Source organism: Nocardia vulneris (assembly GCF_001613425.1).
Lineage (GTDB): Bacteria > Actinomycetota > Actinomycetes > Mycobacteriales > Mycobacteriaceae > Nocardia > Nocardia vulneris.
Genome location: NZ_BDCI01000020.1, coordinates 55,987 through 73,364 on the forward strand (window position 1 = coordinate 55,987; position 17,378 = coordinate 73,364).

18 protein-coding genes are annotated in these 17,378 nt (G+C 68.6%); 10 read left to right on the plus strand and 8 right to left on the minus strand.

Features of this window, described 5'->3' with window-relative positions:
- Positions 1–32: 32 nt before the first annotated feature.
- Together NVU01S_RS21570 and NVU01S_RS21575 are read right to left on the minus strand one after the other, a co-directional pair.
- Positions 33–1,547 (minus strand): sensor histidine kinase, encoded by a 1,515-nt coding sequence (locus NVU01S_RS21570; protein WP_014987786.1) that lies wholly within the window; start codon positions 1,545–1,547, stop codon positions 33–35.
- Positions 1,548–1,569: 22 nt separating this feature from the next.
- Positions 1,570–1,785, minus strand: a complete 216-nt coding sequence (locus NVU01S_RS21575) for a biotin/lipoyl-binding carrier protein (protein WP_043673322.1) — start codon at positions 1,783–1,785, stop codon at positions 1,570–1,572.
- 134 nt (positions 1,786–1,919) lie between these two features.
- Here NVU01S_RS21575 and NVU01S_RS45470 point away from each other — a divergent pair, with 134 nt between their 5' ends.
- Positions 1,920–1,994, plus strand: a complete 75-nt coding sequence (locus NVU01S_RS45470) for a 50S ribosomal protein bL37 (RefSeq protein ID WP_022597109.1) — start codon at positions 1,920–1,922, stop codon at positions 1,992–1,994.
- Positions 1,995–2,080: 86 nt separating this feature from the next.
- Here NVU01S_RS45470 and rsrA read toward each other — a convergent pair whose 3' ends face one another.
- On the minus strand, positions 2,081–2,377 hold the full coding sequence (gene rsrA / locus NVU01S_RS21580; RefSeq protein ID WP_014987788.1) for a mycothiol system anti-sigma-R factor: 297 nt from the start codon (positions 2,375–2,377) through the stop codon (positions 2,081–2,083).
- Positions 2,374–3,084: a sigma-70 family RNA polymerase sigma factor gene (locus tag NVU01S_RS21585; protein ID WP_280443126.1), complete on the minus strand. Its 711-nt coding sequence runs from the start codon at positions 3,082–3,084 to the stop codon at positions 2,374–2,376. The genes rsrA and NVU01S_RS21585 overlap by 4 nt, the downstream gene beginning before the upstream one ends.
- A 225-nt stretch (positions 3,085–3,309) precedes the next feature.
- Here NVU01S_RS21585 and ybaK point away from each other — a divergent pair, with 225 nt between their 5' ends.
- Complete coding sequence (ybaK, locus tag NVU01S_RS21590) at positions 3,310–3,804, plus strand: Cys-tRNA(Pro) deacylase (RefSeq protein ID WP_043673319.1); 495 nt, start codon at positions 3,310–3,312, stop codon at positions 3,802–3,804.
- 72 nt (positions 3,805–3,876) lie between these two features.
- Complete coding sequence (locus NVU01S_RS21595; protein ID WP_043673315.1) at positions 3,877–4,152, plus strand: hypothetical protein; 276 nt, start codon at positions 3,877–3,879, stop codon at positions 4,150–4,152.
- Positions 4,153–4,190: 38 nt separating this feature from the next.
- On the opposite strand, the gene NVU01S_RS21600 is transcribed toward NVU01S_RS21595, so the two are convergent.
- The gene (locus NVU01S_RS21600; RefSeq protein ID WP_043673313.1) at positions 4,191–4,973 is read right to left on the minus strand and encodes an SOS response-associated peptidase; all 783 of its coding nucleotides are present in this window, start codon (positions 4,971–4,973) and stop codon (positions 4,191–4,193) included.
- A 205-nt stretch (positions 4,974–5,178) separates the two neighbouring features.
- On the opposite strand from NVU01S_RS21600, the gene NVU01S_RS21605 reads away from it, so the two are divergent.
- The 4 genes from NVU01S_RS21605 to NVU01S_RS21620 are packed head-to-tail and all read left to right on the plus strand — an operon-like array spanning position 5,179 to position 9,521.
- A complete protein-coding gene (locus NVU01S_RS21605) occupies positions 5,179–6,687 on the plus strand; it encodes an aldehyde dehydrogenase family protein (RefSeq protein ID WP_052280779.1) in 1,509 nt (502 codons plus the stop codon).
- A gap of 39 nt (positions 6,688–6,726) precedes the next feature.
- Complete coding sequence (aroA, locus tag NVU01S_RS44935) at positions 6,727–8,028, plus strand: 3-phosphoshikimate 1-carboxyvinyltransferase (protein WP_043673310.1); 1,302 nt, start codon at positions 6,727–6,729, stop codon at positions 8,026–8,028.
- A complete protein-coding gene (gene rsgA / locus NVU01S_RS44940; RefSeq protein ID WP_043673424.1) occupies positions 8,025–9,011 on the plus strand; it encodes a ribosome small subunit-dependent GTPase A in 987 nt (328 codons plus the stop codon). Before aroA ends, rsgA begins: the two co-directional genes overlap by 4 nt.
- A gap of 33 nt (positions 9,012–9,044) precedes the next feature.
- Positions 9,045–9,521 (plus strand): hypothetical protein, encoded by a 477-nt coding sequence (locus tag NVU01S_RS21620; protein WP_043673307.1) that lies wholly within the window; start codon positions 9,045–9,047, stop codon positions 9,519–9,521.
- A gap of 48 nt (positions 9,522–9,569) precedes the next feature.
- On the opposite strand, the gene NVU01S_RS21625 is transcribed toward NVU01S_RS21620, so the two are convergent.
- From NVU01S_RS21625 to NVU01S_RS45360, 3 genes are all read right to left on the minus strand, one after another.
- Positions 9,570–9,971, minus strand: a complete 402-nt coding sequence (locus tag NVU01S_RS21625) for a nuclear transport factor 2 family protein (protein ID WP_052280778.1) — start codon at positions 9,969–9,971, stop codon at positions 9,570–9,572.
- Between the two features lie 268 nt (positions 9,972–10,239).
- On the minus strand, positions 10,240–13,104 hold the full coding sequence (secA, locus tag NVU01S_RS21630) for a preprotein translocase subunit SecA (RefSeq protein WP_043673302.1): 2,865 nt from the start codon (positions 13,102–13,104) through the stop codon (positions 10,240–10,242).
- A gap of 235 nt (positions 13,105–13,339) precedes the next feature.
- Positions 13,340–14,173 (minus strand): Rv3235 family protein, encoded by an 834-nt coding sequence (locus NVU01S_RS45360; protein WP_307683037.1) that lies wholly within the window; start codon positions 14,171–14,173, stop codon positions 13,340–13,342.
- Between NVU01S_RS45360 and NVU01S_RS21640 the strand changes: the two genes are divergently transcribed.
- The 3 genes from NVU01S_RS21640 to NVU01S_RS21650 all read left to right on the plus strand — a co-directional run bounded on the left by NVU01S_RS21640 (position 14,078) and on the right by NVU01S_RS21650 (position 17,356).
- Positions 14,078–15,493, plus strand: a complete 1,416-nt coding sequence (locus NVU01S_RS21640; protein WP_043673299.1) for a WS/DGAT/MGAT family O-acyltransferase — start codon at positions 14,078–14,080, stop codon at positions 15,491–15,493. The genes NVU01S_RS45360 and NVU01S_RS21640 overlap by 96 nt on opposite strands.
- Positions 15,494–15,503: 10 nt before the next feature.
- Positions 15,504–16,043, plus strand: a complete 540-nt coding sequence (locus NVU01S_RS21645) for a DUF6912 family protein (protein ID WP_014987801.1) — start codon at positions 15,504–15,506, stop codon at positions 16,041–16,043.
- A 113-nt stretch (positions 16,044–16,156) separates the two neighbouring features.
- A complete protein-coding gene (locus NVU01S_RS21650) occupies positions 16,157–17,356 on the plus strand; it encodes a ferredoxin reductase (protein WP_043673295.1) in 1,200 nt (399 codons plus the stop codon).
- The last annotated feature ends 22 nt before the right edge of the window (positions 17,357–17,378 follow it).

Consider the following 17,378-nt stretch of genomic DNA (forward strand, 5'->3'; position numbering starts at 1 on the left):
CTTGTGCCCCAAGGCATATGACACAACCGTCGCTAGCGCCCGGAACGCCGCCCGAGCGGCACGCGTAGCACCGCGTCGGTCCCGATATCCGCGCCGGGATGCAGACCGATCGAACCACCGAGTTCGGCCGTCACCAGGGTCCGCACGATCTGCAGGCCGAGCCGATCCGAGGATTCCAGGCTGAATCCGGCGGGCAGACCGCGACCGTCGTCGCTGATGATCACGTCGAGCCAGCGGGCCGAGCGCTCGGAACGGATTGTCACCGAACCGTTCTCGCCCGAATCGAAGGCATGCTCGATCGCGTTCTGCACCAGCTCGGTCAGCACCATCACCAACGGCGTCGCCCGCTCGGCGGAGAAGACGCCCAGCGAGCCCGCCCGGCGCACCTTGATCCGCGCGGTGTGCACCGTCGCCACATCCGCCATGATCGGCAGCAGCCGGTCGACCACCTCGTCCAGGTCGACCTCTTCGTCCACCGACATCGACAGCATCTCGTGCACCGACGCGATCGAGGTGACCCGGCGCACCGACTCGGTGAGCGCGACCTGGGCCTCCTCGTTCTCGGTCCGGCGGGCCTGCAGGCGCAGCAGCGCGGCGACGGTCTGCAGGTTGTTCTTCACCCGGTGGTGGATCTCCCGGATGGTGGCATCCTTGCTGAGCAGGGCGCGATCGCGCCGCTTGACCTCGGTGACGTCGCGGACCAGCACCGCTGCCCCCGCGAGTTCGCCGTGCGGGCGCAGCACCAGGGTGCGCAGCAGCACGGTCGCGCCGCGCGCCTCCACCTCCATCCGGCGACCGGTGCGCCCGGCCAGCGCGGCCTGGATATCGCCGACCACCTCCTGCGCGTCGAACGGGTCGGTGATCAGCGACCTGGTCAGCACCGCGAGGTCCTGACCCGCGAGGTCGGCCTGCAAGCCCATCCGGTGATAGGCCGACAGCGCGTTCGGGCTGGCGTAGACAACGATGCCCGCGGTGTCGAGCCGGATGAAGCCGTCGCCCGCGCGCGGGCTGGAGTGGGTGGCCGCGCGATCCTCGGTGGTCGGGAAGGTGCCGTCGGCGATCATCTGGCACAGGTCGTCCGCGCAAGCGACATAGGCGATTTCGAGGGTGCTGCGGACCCGGGACCGCTGCACATCGGTGTCCCGGCTGAGCACCGCGATCACGTCGTCGCCGCAGCGCACCGGGATGGCCTCGCGCACCGCGTGCACCGGGGTGGGGTGATAGACGCCGGAGGTCTCCACGTCGTGGTCCGCGCGCACGATCTTGCCGGACATCAACGCGTCGAACACCTGCGGATGATCGGCCTGCAACGCCAGCGTGCCGACCAGGTCCTCCTGGTGCACGGTGGGCGCGGTGGTCGGCCGGCACTGCGCGACACACACGATGTCGGCGCCCTCCGCGATCGGTCCGGCGCCGACCCAGAGCAGCAGATCGGCGAAGGACAGATCGGCGAGCAGTTGCCAATCACCCACCACTCGCTGCAGATGGTCCACGGCGACGCCGGGTAAGTCGGTGTGTTCGGCTAGCAGTTCACTGAGGGTCGCCATGGGGTTCTACCGCCGCAATCGCTCAGGAGATCACAGCGATCAGATGGCCCGCCTTGATGGCGTCGCCCTCTTTGACGCCGATCGAGCTCACCGTGCCGCCGACCTCGGCCAGCACCGGGATCTCCATCTTCATCGACTCCAGGATGACCAGGGTGTCGCCCTCTTGCACGACGTCCCCCTCCTTGGCCACGACCTGATAGACGACCGACACCAGCTCCGCCAGCACTTCCTCAGCCATGACACCCCATTCACTCGGTTGGTTCGGACAGCTCGCTCGCCGGAACGAACGGCCCTGCCGCGCGGCCTGCATCCGCTGGAACTACAGCCAACCACACATGAAACAATGGCCTTCAATCAGAAGGGAGACTACCTATGGGTAAGCGCGGACGTAAGAAGCGTAGTCGCAAGGGCAACGCGGCCAACCACGGCAAGCGGCCCAACGCCTGAGCGTTGTGCTCAACCGAAAACTTAGAGCGGCACGCACTTCCGCAAGGAAGGCGTGCCGCTCTAGTTGTTCCGGCTGTGGTTGTTCGCTAGGAGTCGGCGGCGTCGATCGAGGACTCCACCTTGGTCACCGTGACCGAACGGCGGATCTCGATGGTCAGCCGGTCCCGCAGGCCCTCGGGGGCGCGGTCACCGCCGCATTTGCGGCTCAGCAGACCCTTGATCTTCTCCTCGATGCCGTAGGCCTCGATGCAGGGCGAGCAGTGGTCCATGTGGTGCTGTAACCGGGCACGGGTCTCGTCGTTGCACTCGCCGTCCAGCATCAGCCAGATGTCGGTGAGAACGGCGGTGCAGTCGAGGTCCATGTCGGGGTCCCGCTCAGTCACTGCTTAACCTCCTGGCGTTCCCCCGAACGGTTGAATCCACGCTCGCGCGCCACGTCGGCGAGCAAACCCTTGAGCTGCTTGCGGCCGCGGTGCAGCCGGGACATCACGGTACCGATGGGGGTGCCCATGATGTCGGCGATTTCCTTATATGGGAAGCCCTCGACATCGGCGTAGTACACGGCCATCCGGAATTCCTCCGGCAGCTCCTGCAGCGCGGCCTTGATGTCGTCGTCCGGCAACGCGTCCAGCGCCTCGACCTCGGCCGAACGCAGACCCTGCGACGTGTGCTCGGCGGTCGCCGCCAGCTGCCAGTCGGTGATCTCGTCGGTCGGGTACTGCGCGGGCTGGCGCTGCTTCTTGCGGTAGGAGTTGATGTAGGTGTTGGTCAGGATCCGATACAGCCAAGCACGGAGGTTGGTGCCCTCTTTGAAGGACTTGAACCCCTGGAACGCCTTGACGTAGGTCTCCTGCACCAGGTCCTCGGCATCGGCCGGGTTCCTGGTCATCCGCAGCGCGGCACCGTAGAGCTGGTCGAGCAGCGGGAGCGCGTCGCGCTCGAACCGCTGGGCCAGCTCCGTATCGTCGACCGCGGCGGCACCGACACCGTCGGTCACCACGTCATCGTCGCTCGTCACACCTGTCCCTTCGATCGCCGTACCTGCCAAATCTACCGGCAACGGCAAGGCGACCGGGAATCCGGCATCCATCGGCGACGTCGTCGTCCGCACCGGACGTTCGTCGAGCAGCAGTGGCACCGGCATCTCCTTCACGTCGTTCACGGGGCCTCATCGGCGGACGGTGGGCGCTTCGTCCCAGCCGGGCGCTGTGTATTCGCTTGCAACATGCGCGACACGTCCTCTGTTCCCACCGCGGCCGCCGCGCGCCGGAAAACCGGTGCCGCACGGCCGGGACGCGCCGTTAAGGTGTGCGCCATGGCAGGAGCCTCTACACCGGCGGTGCGTGTGCTGACCAAGGCGCGGGTCGAGCACCGTGTGCACGCCTACACCCACGATCCGCGGGCCGACTCGTTCGGGACCGAGGCGGTGGACGCGCTCGCGGACAGCATCAGGGTGGTCGCGGCGCAGATCTTCAAGACCTTGGTGCTCGAGCTGTCCACGGGAACGCTCGCGGTCGCCGTGCTGCCGGTGCCGAACACGTTGTCGCTCAAGGCCGCGGCGGCTGCGCTGGGGGCGCCGAAGGCGAGCATGGCGGACAAGGTGAAGGCCGAGCGGAGCACCGGCTACGTGCTCGGCGGGATCTCCCCGCTCGGACAGCGCAAGCTGTTGCCGACGGTGATCGACGACTCCGCCCTGTCCTGGGACCGGATCCTGTGCAGCGCCGGACGGCGCGGGCTGGAGATCGAGGTGGCCCCGGCCGAGCTGATCCGGCTGGCCGCGGCGGTGACCGCCACGATACGGACGGTGTAAAACCGGGAATTCGCGACAACCTGTGCGTCAATGGACGAGCCAGATTCGTCCGACTCGAGGATGTGATGCGAAATGTCCGCGCCACTGCGTGTGCGCTCCATGATCGTCGCCCTGCTCGGAACCTTCGCCTTGGCCTGCGGCGTGGCGGCGCCGGGCAGCGCCGTGGCCCAGCCGGCCCCGCCCGCCGCGACCCAGATCGATGACGGCGCCACCCAGAGCCCGGACAAGCAGGCCGACAAGGCCGAGAAACTCGGCGGCACCGTGACCACCAAGGTGATCGACCTGGTCACCGGCATCGTGAAATGCGGGTTGAACATCGCAAGCCCGTCGGTGAAGTGCTCGATCTGACCGAGTCCTTCGGGTGACGAGTCGCAGAGCCGAGCGGATCAGAGCAAGCTGATCTGCTCGGCTTCTTCCTTTTCCGACACCGGCGCGAGCAGTTCGGGCCCGTTGTTCTTCACGCTGTTCACCAGCGACGGGACCGGTCGCGCCACGATGCCCGCGATGACGTCCTCGCTGGGCGTCGCCAGCAGGCTCGCGGGCGCGGGGTGGTCCGGGTCGAGCCAGGCGTCCCAGTGTTGCTGCGGCATCGGCAGCGGCATCCGATCGTGGATGCGGGTCAGGTCGCCGATCGCGTCGGTGGTCAGGATGGCGCACGACAGCAGCGGCTCGCTGTCGGGCAGCGTGCGATCGCGCCAGACCGACCACAGCCCCGCCATGTACAACCGGGAGCCGTCGGCCTGCGCCATGAAGAACGGATGCTTGGCCACCTTGCCCTTGGCGCCCGCCTCGGGTTCGACCACCCATTCGTACCAACCGTCCATCGGCACCAGGCAGCGCCGGTACTTCACGGCGTCGCGGAACGAATTGGTGGTCGCGGCCTTGTCGGCCCGCGCGTTGAACAGCGGCTTGCCCTTCACCGGCACGCCCGGCTCGGCGGCCTTGGTCCACACCGGGATCAGGCCCCAGCGCATCCGGCGCAGGCGCAGTTTCGGCTCGTCGTCCTTGTGACCGTGCTCGTGCCGCTCGACCACGGTGAGGATCTGGGTCGTCGGCGCGACGTTGTAATTGGTGTAGTTGCCCGCGCCCGCGGTGTCGGTCTCATCGATCGCATCCAGCTCGACCGCGAGCCGGCCGGGATCTGTCGTGGTCGCATATCGTCCGCACATATCTCGATACTCCCACCCCGCACCGACAACCTCATGGACAATTGGTCCATAGCTGGTGACCTGTTGAGAGTTTTGACCTAACATTCTCTCAGAGGATGGGGGTTCATCGTGCCCGTCCGCTGACGCATGCGCACCGACCGGCCACCGCCTGGACACCGCGGGCCCCGTCGCCCGAGCATCCACCGGCAAGAGGAGAAGACTCACCGTGACATCCACCGACATCAAACCGGCCGACCACGACACGGCACTCACGTCGGTCAATCCCGCCACGGGCGAGGTCATCGGCACGTACCCGATCGCCGACGAGGCGGCGGTGCAGGCGGCTGTGGCGAAGGCCAGGACCGCCGCCGCCACCTGGGGCGCGCTGAGCTTCGACGAGCGGCGCACCCACCTGCTGCGCTGGTCGAGCCGGCTGGTCGCGGATTCGGACGAGTTCTGCAAGCTGATCCACGCCGAGAACGGCAAGCCGCTCGACGACGCCTTCCTCGAGCTGATGCTCGCGCTCGAGCACATCGCCTGGGCGGCCAAGAACGCCAAGAAGCTGCTCTCGCCGAAGAAGGTCGCACCCGGCGCGTTCATGTCGAACTTCGCCGCCCGGGTCGAGCAGCGCCCGCTCGGGGTCGTCGGCGTGATCGGCCCGTGGAACTATCCCGTCTACACCCCGAACGGATCGATCGGCTACGCGCTGGCCGCGGGCAACACCGTGGTGTTCAAGCCGAGCGAATACTCCACCGGCATCGGCAATTTCCTGGCCGAGGCGTTCGCCAAGGCCAATCCGGAACTGCCCGAAGGCGTGTTCATCACCATCAACGGTTACGGCGCGACCGGGGCGGCGCTGGTCAAGGCCGATATCGACAAGATCGCGTTCACCGGCTCCACCGCGACCGGTAAGCGGATCATGGCGGCGGCCGCCGAGAACCTGACCCCGGTGCTGCTCGAATGCGGCGGCAAGGACGCGGTGATCGTCGCGGGTGACGCCGACGTGAAGGCCGCCGCCGACGCGGTCGCCTGGGGCGCCACCGCCAACAGCGGCCAGACCTGCGCAGGCGTGGAGCGGGTGTACGTCGACCGATCGGTGCGCGAGGAATTCGTCGCCGAGCTCAAGAAGATCCTGGAGAAGGTCGGCCCCGGCGAAGGCGAGGGCGCGGCGTACGGCCCGATGACCATGCCGAGCCAGATCGACATCGTGCGCAAGCACATCGACGACGCGCTGAAGAACGGCGGCACCGCCGTGCTCGGCGGCCCGGAATCGGTGAAGGCGCCGTTCATCGAACCGGTCGTGCTGCTCGACGTGGACGAGAACTCGCAGGCCGTGCAGGAGGAGACCTTCGGCCCGACGGTCACCATCCGCACCGTGAACGGCGTGGACGAGGCGGTCGAGCTGGCGAACAACAACCGGTACGGGCTGTCCTCGGCGGTCTACTCGAAGAAGAACGGGCTCGACATCGCGCGCAGGCTGCACGTCGGGGCCACCTCGGTGAACTCGGTGCTCGCCTTCGCGGCCATCCCCGGCCTGCCGTTCGGTGGCGTCCGCGACTCCGGCATCGGCCGCATCCACGGCGAACCGGGCCTGCGCGAGTTCTCCCGCCCGCACGCGATCGCGGTGCAGCGCTTCGCGATTCCCGGCATGGCGCTGCTCAGCTACTCGCGCACGCAGTCCACCATGAAGCTGCTGCGCAAGCTGGTCCCCTTCATCCACGGACGGCACAAGTAGCGAACACCGCCCGCGTGTCCGTCGGGGCGAGCTGAGAAGATGGAACACGTGAGTTTCTGGCCAGCGCCCCATGTCGATGTCCCTGTGCACGCGACCGTGACCCTGCCCGGGTCGAAATCGATCACGAACCGGGCATTGATCCTGGCTGCCCTGGCGGACGGGCCCTCGACCCTGTCCGGAGCGCTGCGCAGCCGCGACACCAATCTGATGATCGCGGCGCTCAGCGCGCTGGGCGCGGTCGTCGAGGGTGACGGGGACACGCTCACCGTCACCCCGGCCACGCTGCGCGGCGGCACCGTGGACTGCGGGCTCGCGGGCACCGTGATGCGGTTCCTGCCGCCGGTGGCCGCCCTGGCCGCGGGCGAGGTGGCCTTCGACGGCGACGCGCAGGCCCGGGTCCGCCCGCTCAGCACGATCCTGGCCGCGCTGCGCCACCTCGGCGCCGAAATCGACGGGGACGCACTGCCTTTCACGGTGCACGGCAAGGGCGGGCTGCGCGGCGGCACCGTCACCATCGACGCGTCCGGGTCCTCCCAGTTCGTCTCGGGTCTGCTGCTGTCCGCAGCCCGGTTCGACGAGGGCCTGACCGTGCACCACGACGGCAAGGCACTGCCCTCGATGCCGCACATCGAGATGACCGTCGAGATGCTGCGCCGCGCGGACGTGCAGGTGCAGACGCCCGCGGACAGCCGCCAGGCCCAGACCTGGGTCGTCACGCCGGGCCCGATCCGCGCGGTGGAATGGGATGTCGAACCCGACCTGTCCAATGCGACACCGTTTCTCGCGGCCGCCGCGGTCACCGGCGGCGAGGTGCGCATCCCGCATTGGCCGCGGCTGACCACGCAGCCGGGCGACGTGATCCGGGAGATCCTGGTGCGGATGGGCGCCGAGGCGCGCATCTTCGACGGCGTGCTCACCGTGCAGGGACCGGACAGGCTGGCCGGCATCGACATCGACCTGCACGACGTCGGCGAGCTCACGCCCACCGTCGCCGCGCTGGCCGCCCTGGCCGACTCCCCCTCCGTGCTGCGCGGCATCGCACACCTGCGCGGCCACGAAACCGACCGGCTCGCCGCGCTGTCCACCGAGATCAACCGGCTCGGCGGCAAGGTCACCGAGACCGAGGACGGCCTCGAGATCGTGCCCGCCACGCTGCACGGCGGGCGCTGGCACTCCTACGCCGATCACCGGATGGCAACGGCCGGAGCCATTCTCGGCCTGCGCGTGCCCGGCATCGAGATCGAGGACATCGGCACCACCGCCAAGACGCTGCCGAATTTCGTCGCGCTGTGGCAGCAGATGCTCGACTCCACGTCCGCCGATCAGGAGGCGGCGCACTGAGAAAGCGCGAGTACGACGAATCCGACGTCCGGGTGCGCCCGGGCAAGAGTTCGCGACCGCGCACGAAAACCCGTCCGCAGCACAATGATGCCGAACCGGCCATGGTGGTGTCGGTGGACCGGGGCCGCTGGGGCTGTGTGCTCGGCGGAGATCCGGGCAAGCAGATCGTCGCCATGCGGGCCAGGGAACTCGGCCGCACCCCCATCGTGGTCGGCGATCAGGTGGACGTGGTCGGCGACCTGTCCGGCAAACCCGACACGCTGGCCCGCATCGTGCGGGTCACCGATCGCCGAACAGTGTTGCGGCGCACCGCCGATGACACCGATCCGTTCGAACGCATCGTGGTCGGCAACGCCGAACAGCTGTTCATCGTCGTCGCCCTCGCCGACCCGCCGCCGCGCACCGGTTTCGTCGAGCGCTGCATGGTCGCGGCGTTCGCCGGTGGGCTGCGGCCGGTGTTGTGCCTGACCAAGCACGATCTGGACGCCGCATCCGAATTCGCTTCCGCCTTCGAGGATCTCGATCTCACCATCGTCTACGGCGGGATCGAGGATCCGCTGGAACCGGTGCTCGAACTGCTGCACGACCGGCTCACCGCGTTCATCGGGCACTCCGGCGTCGGCAAGTCGACGCTGGTGAATCGTCTTGTGCCGGACGCATATCGGGCCGTCGGCGCGGTGTCCGGGGTCGGCAAGGGCAAGCACACCTCCACCCAGTCGGTGGCGCTGCCGCTGCCCGCGGGCGGCTGGGTGATCGACACCCCCGGCGTGCGTTCCTTCGGCCTGGCCCACATCACCCCCGACGACGTGGTCGCCGCCTTCAGCGACCTCGCCGCCGCCATCGAGGACTGTCCCCGCGGCTGCACCCACCTCGGCCCACCCGCCGACCCGGAGTGCGCCCTGGACCAACTCCCCGGCAAAGAGCGCCGCGTCGCCGCCATCCGCGTCCTGCTCAACGCCCTGAACAGCAACGAAAACTATTAGCCGCCAGGCACTCCCGGCTCTACACTGCCGTCCATGCGTTACGTCGATCTGAATGCGACGGTCGGCGAGCTCACCGGGGTGCTCAGCCCCGCGCCCTACCTCCGGCGGCTGCCCGAGCTGGCCGTCGAGTTACCCACTGGCGCAAGGGTTTTCGCCACCGATCCGGAGCACTACGACTTTTACGGCAAGCGCTGCGTGAAAGACCTGAAGTTCCTGGACGTCCGGGACACCGACACCGGGGTCGAGCTCCGGCTCCGGCACAACTGCTGGAAACACGACGAAGACCTGACCATCCGCTACACCGCGCCGACGGACCGCGTCGTCACGCTCGGCGATCCGGGACGAACCGGATTCCACGAATTGATCCTCGACGAAATCCTGCCGCATCCGGACGGCTGCACCCACGAACTCGTCTTCCACACCGGCACCGTCATGGTCACCTGCGCGGATCTCGCCGCCGACTGGACCGCGGCGGACTGTGCCGACCTGCCGCAGCGCCGGGACCATTGATCAGCTGGGGACCTTCCCCAGTGATCATCTTTCAGCCGGACAACGCGTTCAGCCGGACAACGCGACGCGCGATTGGTCCTGACCGTCGGGCTGGCCGGGCGCGAACGGCCACTCCTCGAACCAGGTGCAGCGGCCCTGGTCGTCGAAGCGCAGTATCCACAGGTCACGCCAGCGGGCCGGTTGATCGGGATAGTCGACCTCGGCCCGGACCACCGCGGTGACACCGTCGACGGCGACCACTTCGGGCTCGATCGTGAACGACTCGTCCGGACCGTCGCGACCGGCCTCCCAGAACTTCGCGAGCTCGGGTAGCCCCGTGAGCGGTTCGGCCCACGGGGAAACGAGATATCCGATGTCAGGGGCGAAGAGGTCGCCGAGGTGCTCGGTACCCGGCTCCCGCCAAGCCCGTTCGTACGCGCCGACCCATGCCTGCACTGTGCTCCGGTCCACGCCGGGCCAAGTTACGCCGCTTCCCGCTCCCGCGTGCGCATTCCGCCGCAAATCCCCCACCCCAACGCACCGACCCGCGGGGCCGCGGTCAGCTTCGGCGCCTGATGCAGGCTGAGCCGGTTGCCGTCCGGGTCGAACCGGCAGAGCTTCGGCTCCGTACCGAGCCACTGACCGAAATCACCGACTGGGCAACGGGTTTGCTCGTGCCGGAGAAATAGAAAACGCCCCGGAGCCGAAGTCCCAGGGCGCTTTTCGTGTTCGAGTGATCTCAGTGCCGGCGGCGCGGCTTGGGGGCGCGCTTGGGCTTGGACTGGGCGCGGGCGGCCTCCCGGCGTTCGCGCCGGGTGGTGTTGCCGGTGTCCTCGTCGCCGTACTCCTCGGCGTCGCTGTGCACCGCGCGGCCGCCGCCCTCGGTGGGGCCGGAGTAGCTGAAGCCCCGGCGGTTGGGGTCGTCGATGCCCTTGGCGCGCAAGGCCGCCGGGGCGGCGCTGCCGTTGCCGGCCGGGGCCTCCTCGGTGGGCAGCGGACGCGGCGCGGACATCGCGCCGACCGGCGAGCGCAGGCCCGCGTCGATCGAGACGCCCTCGGGCTGCGGCTGCTGCACCTCGACCTGCAGGTTGAACAGGAAGCCGACCGACTCCTCCTTCAGGCCCTCGAGCATCGCCGAGAACATGTCGAAGCCCTCACGCTGGTACTCCACCAGGGGGTCGCGCTGCGCCATCGCGCGCAGGCCGATGCCCTCCTTGAGGTAGTCCATCTCGTAGAGGTGCTCGCGCCACTTGCGGTCCAGCACCGAAAGCAGCACCTGCCGTTCGAGATTGCGCATGCTGCCCTGACCGGCCAGCCCGTCGATCTCGGCCTCGCGCCGCTCGTAGGCGTCGTGCGCGTCGTCGAGCAGCGCGTCCAGCAGTTCCTCGCGGGTCAGGTCACCGGCGTCGCCGACGGCGGTCTCCCCGGCCAGATCCTGGTGCCGGATACGCACCGGGTACAGCGTCTTGAGCGCGGTCCACAGCTTGTCCAGATCCCAGTCCTCGACGTACCCCTCGGCGGTGGCGCCGTCGACGTAGGCGGTGATCACGTCGGTGATCATCTCCTGGACCTGGCCCTCCATGTCCTCACCGCGCAGGATCCGGTTGCGCTCGCCGTAGATGACGGTGCGCTGCTGGTTCATCACCTCGTCGTACTTGAGCACGTTCTTGCGGATCTCGAAGTTCTGCTGCTCGACCTGGGTCTGCGCGCTCTTGATCGCCTTGGAGACCATCTTGGCCTCGATCGGCACATCGTCGGGCAGGTTGAGCCGGGTCATGATCGCTTCCAGCGCGGCGCCGTTGAAGCGGCGCATCAGCTCGTCACCCAGCGACAGGTAGAACCGCGACTCGCCCGGGTCACCCTGACGGCCGGAACGACCGCGCAGCTGATTGTCGATACGACGCGACTCGTGCCGCTCGGTGCCGAGCACGTAGAGCCCGCCCGCCTCGCGCACCCGGTCGGCGTCGGCCTTGGTCTGCGACTTGACCTGCTCCAGCGTCGGCAACCAGGCCTGTTGGTAGGCGTCCGGCGTCTCCACCGGGTCCAGGCCCTCCTTGCGCAGGATGAGGTCGGCGATGATGTCCGGGTTGCCGCCGAGCACGACGTCGGTACCGCGGCCGGCCATGTTCGTCGCGACGGTCACCGCGCCCGGACGACCGGCCTCGGCGATGATCGCGGCCTCGTTCTCGTGGAACTTGGCGTTCAGCACGGTGTGCGCGATGCCGCGCTTGGTGAACTGCTTGGACAGGTACTCCGAGCGCTCGACGCTGGTGGTACCGATCAGTACCGGCTGGTCGCGTTCGTGCCGCTCGGTGACGTCGTCGACCACGGCCGCGAACTTGGCCTCTTCGGTCTTGTAGATCAGGTCGGACTGGTCCTGGCGGATCATCGGCTTGTTCGTCGGGATCGGGACCACGCCGAGGTTGTAGATCTGGTGCAGCTCGGCGGCCTCGGTCTCGGCGGTACCGGTCATGCCGGACAGCTTGTCGTAGAGGCGGAAGTAGTTCTGCAGCGTGATCGTCGCGAGGGTCTGGTTCTCCGGCTGGATCTCGACCGCTTCCTTGGCCTCGATCGCCTGGTGCATGCCCTCGTTGTAGCGACGGCCGACCAGGATGCGCCCGGTGAACTCGTCGACGATGATCACTTCGCCGTCGCGGACGATGTAGTCCTTGTCGCGGGTGTAGAGCTCCTTGGCCTTGATGGCGTTGTTCAGGTAGCTCACCAGCGGCGAGTTGGCCGCTTCGTACAGGTTGTCGATGCCGAGCTGATCCTCGACGAACTCGACGCCCGCCTCGTGCACGCCGATGGTGCGCTTCTTGATGTCGACCTCGTAGTGCAGGTCCTTCTTCAACAGCGGTGCGATGCGCGCGAATTCGGCGTACCACTTGCTGGAGGCGTCGGCCGGGCCGGAGATGATCAACGGGGTGCGCGCCTCGTCGATCAGGATGGAGTCGACCTCGTCGACCACGGCGAAGTTGTGCCCGCGCTGCACCAGATCGTCGAGCGAGTGCGTCATGTTGTCGCGCAGGTAGTCGAAGCCGAACTCGTTGTTCGTGCCGTAGGTGATGTCGGCGCCGTAGGACACCCGCCGCTGCGCGGGCGTCATGCCGGACAGGATCACGCCGACCTCGAGCCCGAGGAAGCGGTGCACGCGGCCCATCCACTCGGAGTCGCGCTTGGCGAGATAGTCGTTGGTGGTGACGATGTGTACGCCGTCGCCGCTGATCGCGTTGAGGTAGGCGGGCAGCACCGAGGTGAGCGTCTTGCCCTCACCGGTCTTCATCTCGGCGATGTTGCCGGTGTGCAGCGCCGCGCCGCCCATGATCTGCACCTTGTAGTGCTTCTGGTTCAGCACCCGCCACGAGGCCTCCCGGCCCACCGCGAAGGCCTCGGCCATCAGCGCGCCGAGCGGATCCGAGTGCCCCTCTTCGACCATGTCGGAGTAGCGCTCACGGAACTCGTCGGTCTTGCCGCGCAGCTCGGCGTCGGTGAGCTGTTCGTACTCCGACTCGAGTTCGAGAACCTGGTCGGCGAAGTTGGCGAGCCGCTTGACCATGCGGCCCTCACCAATCCGTAGCAACCTCGTCAGTGTCAGCGCAGGCACGGGTCTCGTCAGTCCTCTGGTCGGTGTGTCAGTCGTGTCGATCGGCGCCGGGCCGAGGGTGGACACCCGGCCGGCGTGCGGGCTCGCGCGCCGGGCGCGGATTCCGCTGCACGGTTCATGGTAATGCGGTGCCGATCGTAGGCGTCGACAAGCAGCGGTGTTCGGTCACACCGCAGGAACGAGCCTGCGTAGTCACCCGGCACCGGGGCACCTGCCGTGTCGTCCGCCCTGGTACTCACAGTACGCGGAACGCGGTCAGCTGCCAGCCCGCCCGATGCAACGCGACCCGCGCGGCGACCGCGAAGACCCGGTGGCCACGTTGGTAGGTGCCGTACACCTCGGCGGTTTTCGGCCCGGCGGGTTCGACGCCGATCTTGGTCAGGTGCGCGGGCCCGAGGGCGGCGGCGCGCGGTGCGGTCCGGGCCAGCGTCTCCAGCGCGGCGAACACCGACGCGGAGGTCAGCGGCCGCACCTGCGCCACCGGCCGCCTGCCGTCGAGCACCTCGAGCACCAGCCGCAGCGAATTCTCCGCGAATCGATGTGCCGCCGAACCTGTTTCGGTCTCGGTCCCGTACGATGTAAGGCGTCCGTCGTGCCGGGCGCGTCGACCCGCGTCCCGTGCGGAAGACCCGCTGTGTGACGGCATGCGACTGTGTGACGGCATGCGACGGCAGGGCAACGCGGCTCGTGGTGACGAAGCAGCAGACCGTGGCTGATCCCCGGCCGCGCGATCACGATCCAGCGGCGGTTCGATGTGTGGCGCGGGCGAAAGCGACGGTCGCCGACTGTGCATCCCATGTCCCCCTGTGATCGAATCGAGTCCCCGAGCTCGAATCAGACAGCCTGCCACGGAAGCCAGGACGGGTAAAGGGGAATGTCGATATCGCCGGATACGCCACAGCGGACGAGCTGAATCGCTGGGGCGACAGCACAATGGGCGTGAGACGGCATCGGAAAAGGAGCACCGGGCAGCGTGATCACGAGACTGACCCCGCAGGACGCGTCCTTCTACCGGCTCGAGTCGAGCAGTAATCCGATCCATATCGGCTCCCTCGCGATCCTGCGACATACCGATGCCGATTCGGCTGCCCCCGCGCTGGACTACGACCGGCTCGTCGATCTGGTCGAGGCCCGCCTCTCGCTGGTGCCCCGCTATCGCCGCAAGGTGCGCGAGATCCCGCTCGCGCTCGGGCGCCCGGTCTGGGTGGAGGACAGCGCCTTCGACATCACCTATCACATCCGCCGCTCCGCGCTGCCCGCGCCGGGCACCGACGCGCAACTACACGAGCTGGTCGCCCGGCTGTCCTCGCGCCCGCTCGACCAGACCCGGCCGCTGTGGGAGATGTACCTGATCGAGGGCCTGTCCGACGGCCGCTGCGCGCTGTTCACCAAGACGCACTCCGCGCTGGTCGACGGCGATACCGCGCTGGAGATCGGGCACGTCGTGCTCGACGCGGGCCCCTCGCCGCGCGAACTCGCCGACGACGCGTGGCGCGCCCCGCGCGAGCCCGACGATATGGAACTGCTGCTCGGCGCGCTGACCCATCTGGCCGCGCAGCCGCGCGAAGCACTCGAGGTGGCCCGGCACGCGGGCGGTCAGGCGTTCGCGGTGATCGGCGCCGCCGGGCGGGCGGTGGACTCGGTGGTCAGCGCGGTGCGCGCGGCGGCGAGCGGCACCCCGGACAGCCCGCTCAACGCGCGCATCTCGCGCAACCGCCGCTTCGATGTGGTGCGAACCGAGCTGGAGGACTACCGCAAGATCCGCAAGCGCTTCGACTGCTCGATCAACGACGTCATCCTCGCGGTGGTCACCGGCGCGTTGCGCAACTGGCTGCTGTCGCGGGGCGAGACGCTCACCGAGCCGACCACGCTGCGGGCCGTGGTGCCGATGTCGGTGTACGTCGACGGGGTGGACGGCGCCCGGCTGAATCCGGCGAGCGAGGTGTCCTCGTTCCTGATCGATCTACCGGTCGGCGAACCCAATCCGGTGATGCGGCTCTCGCACATCGCGCACGCCACCGAGGCCAACGGCAAGCAGCGGCGCGGGGTGCGGGCCCGGACCCTGGTCCATCTCGCCGGGTTCGCTCCGGCGAGCCTGCATGCGATGAGTGTGCGCGCGGCGAGTACGTTCGCAGAGCACACGTTCAATCTGGTGATCACCAACGCGCCGGGTCCGCAGACGCCGATGTACATCGGCGGCGCGCGGATGCTGGAGATGTATCCGGTGTCGCCGCTGCTGCGCAATCAGGCCTCGAGCATCGGGATCACGTCCTACGACGGACGGGTCTTCTACGGACTCAACGCCGACCGCGACGCGATGGCCGACATCGGCGTGCTGGCCGCGTCGGTGCGCGATTCCATGGAGGAGATGCTCGGTGCCTGCGTCTGATCAGGAGAAAATGCGGGTCTACATTCCCGCGACGGTGCCGATGCTGCGCGAGCTCGTCGCGAACCGGGAACTACGCCCGGTCGGCGGGACCGCGTTCGCGGTGACCCCGGCGCTGCGCGAGGCCTACGCCTCGGGCGACGACGAGGAGCTGGCCGAGGTGGCGATGGGCGAGGCCGCGCGGGCCTCGCTGCGCCTGCTCGCCGCCGAACGCGACGATCTCGACGAACCGGCCGACGACGCCGAACCGGTGCCCACCGGCCGGCCGGTCTATCGGCGCGCGGTGATCGCCGCCGACGTGACCGGCGCCAAGCTGCGGCCCGATCTCGACGACGCCGTGGTGAAGCTGCCGGGGCTGCTGACCTACGACCAGATCGGCAGCGTGCACGTCGACCTGGCCCAGGCCGAACCGGAGGTGGCCAAGGCCGTCGACGTGGTGGACGCCGCGGACCTCGGCGACACCGACGCCGAATTCGTGCTCGGCGACGCCGAGGACCACCAGCTCGCCTGGTATGCCGCGCAGGAACTGCCGTTCCTGCTCGAATTACTCTGAGCCGCGCGATCACCGGACCGCGGCCCGAGGCGCTCCCCGGCCGAACCTACGATGCCGTAACCTTGCTGTGGCGTGGGCAGCGCATCCGACGAACAGGAAGACGAACGGCAGCGATGAGCTCGAAAAATGGGGGATTCTCCGTGCGCGGCGTGCGGGAGTGGCTGGAAGCTCCGGCCGCGAGCGTCGCCGAACGCGGCGGCAAGTTGAACGTGCTGCGGGGCGCCGTGGCCCGGGTCACCACCCCGTTGCTGCCGGACGACTACCTGCACCTGGCCAACCCGCTGTGGTCGGCGCGCGAGCTGCGCGGCCGAATCGTGGACGTGCGCAAGGAAACCGCCGACTCGGCCACCCTGGTGATCAAGCCGGGCTGGGGCTTCGACTTCAAATACGAACCCGGTCAGTACATCGGCATCGGCGTGCTCGTCGACGGTCGCTGGCACTGGCGCTCCTACTCGCTGACCTGCCCGCCGAACTGGTCGGATCCGGGTGCAGGCGGTAAGCGGGTCATCTCGATCGCGGTAAAGGCGATGCCGGAGGGCTTCCTGTCCAGCCACCTGGTCAGCGGTGTCCCGGTCGGTACCGTGGTGCGCCTGGCCGCGCCGCAGGGCGGTTTCGTGCTGCCCTATCCGCCGCCGGAGCGGGTGCTGTTCCTCACCGCCGGCAGCGGCATCACCCCGGTCATGGCGATGCTGCGGGCGATGGACCGGCGCGATCTGGTCACCGACGTGGTGCACCTGCACTCCGCGCGCACCGCGCAGGACGTGATGTTCGGTGCCGAGCTGCGCGACCTGCACGACCGGTATGCCCCTACCCACCCCGCCGACTCCGTCGGCGACCGTCCCCCGGCGAGTTTCACCTCCCACCTGCACCTCACCGGCGAGCAGGGCAAGTTCGCACTGGCCGACCTGGACACGAAGTTCCCGGACTGGCGCGAGCGCCAGACCTGGGCCTGCGGCCCGGCCGCGATGCTCGACGAGATCGAGCACCACTGGCGCGACGCCGGCCTGGCCGACCAGCTGCACGTCGAGCGATTCGAGATCGAGCGCTCCGCGGTGGGCGAGGGCGGCACGGTCAGTTTCGGCAAGACCGGGCGTACGGTCGAGGTGGACGGTGCGACCAGCCTGCTGGAAGCGGGCGAGTCGGCCGGCGTGCAGATGCCGTTCGGCTGCCGGATGGGCATCTGCCAAACCTGTGTCGTGACACTGAGTTCCGGCTACGTGCGCGATCTGCGCAACGGCGACGAGCATCGCGAAGGTGACAAGGTGCAGACCTGCATCTCCGCCGCGGCGGGGGATTGCACGCTCGACGTCTAGACGACGCCGCGGCGCGCCGGGC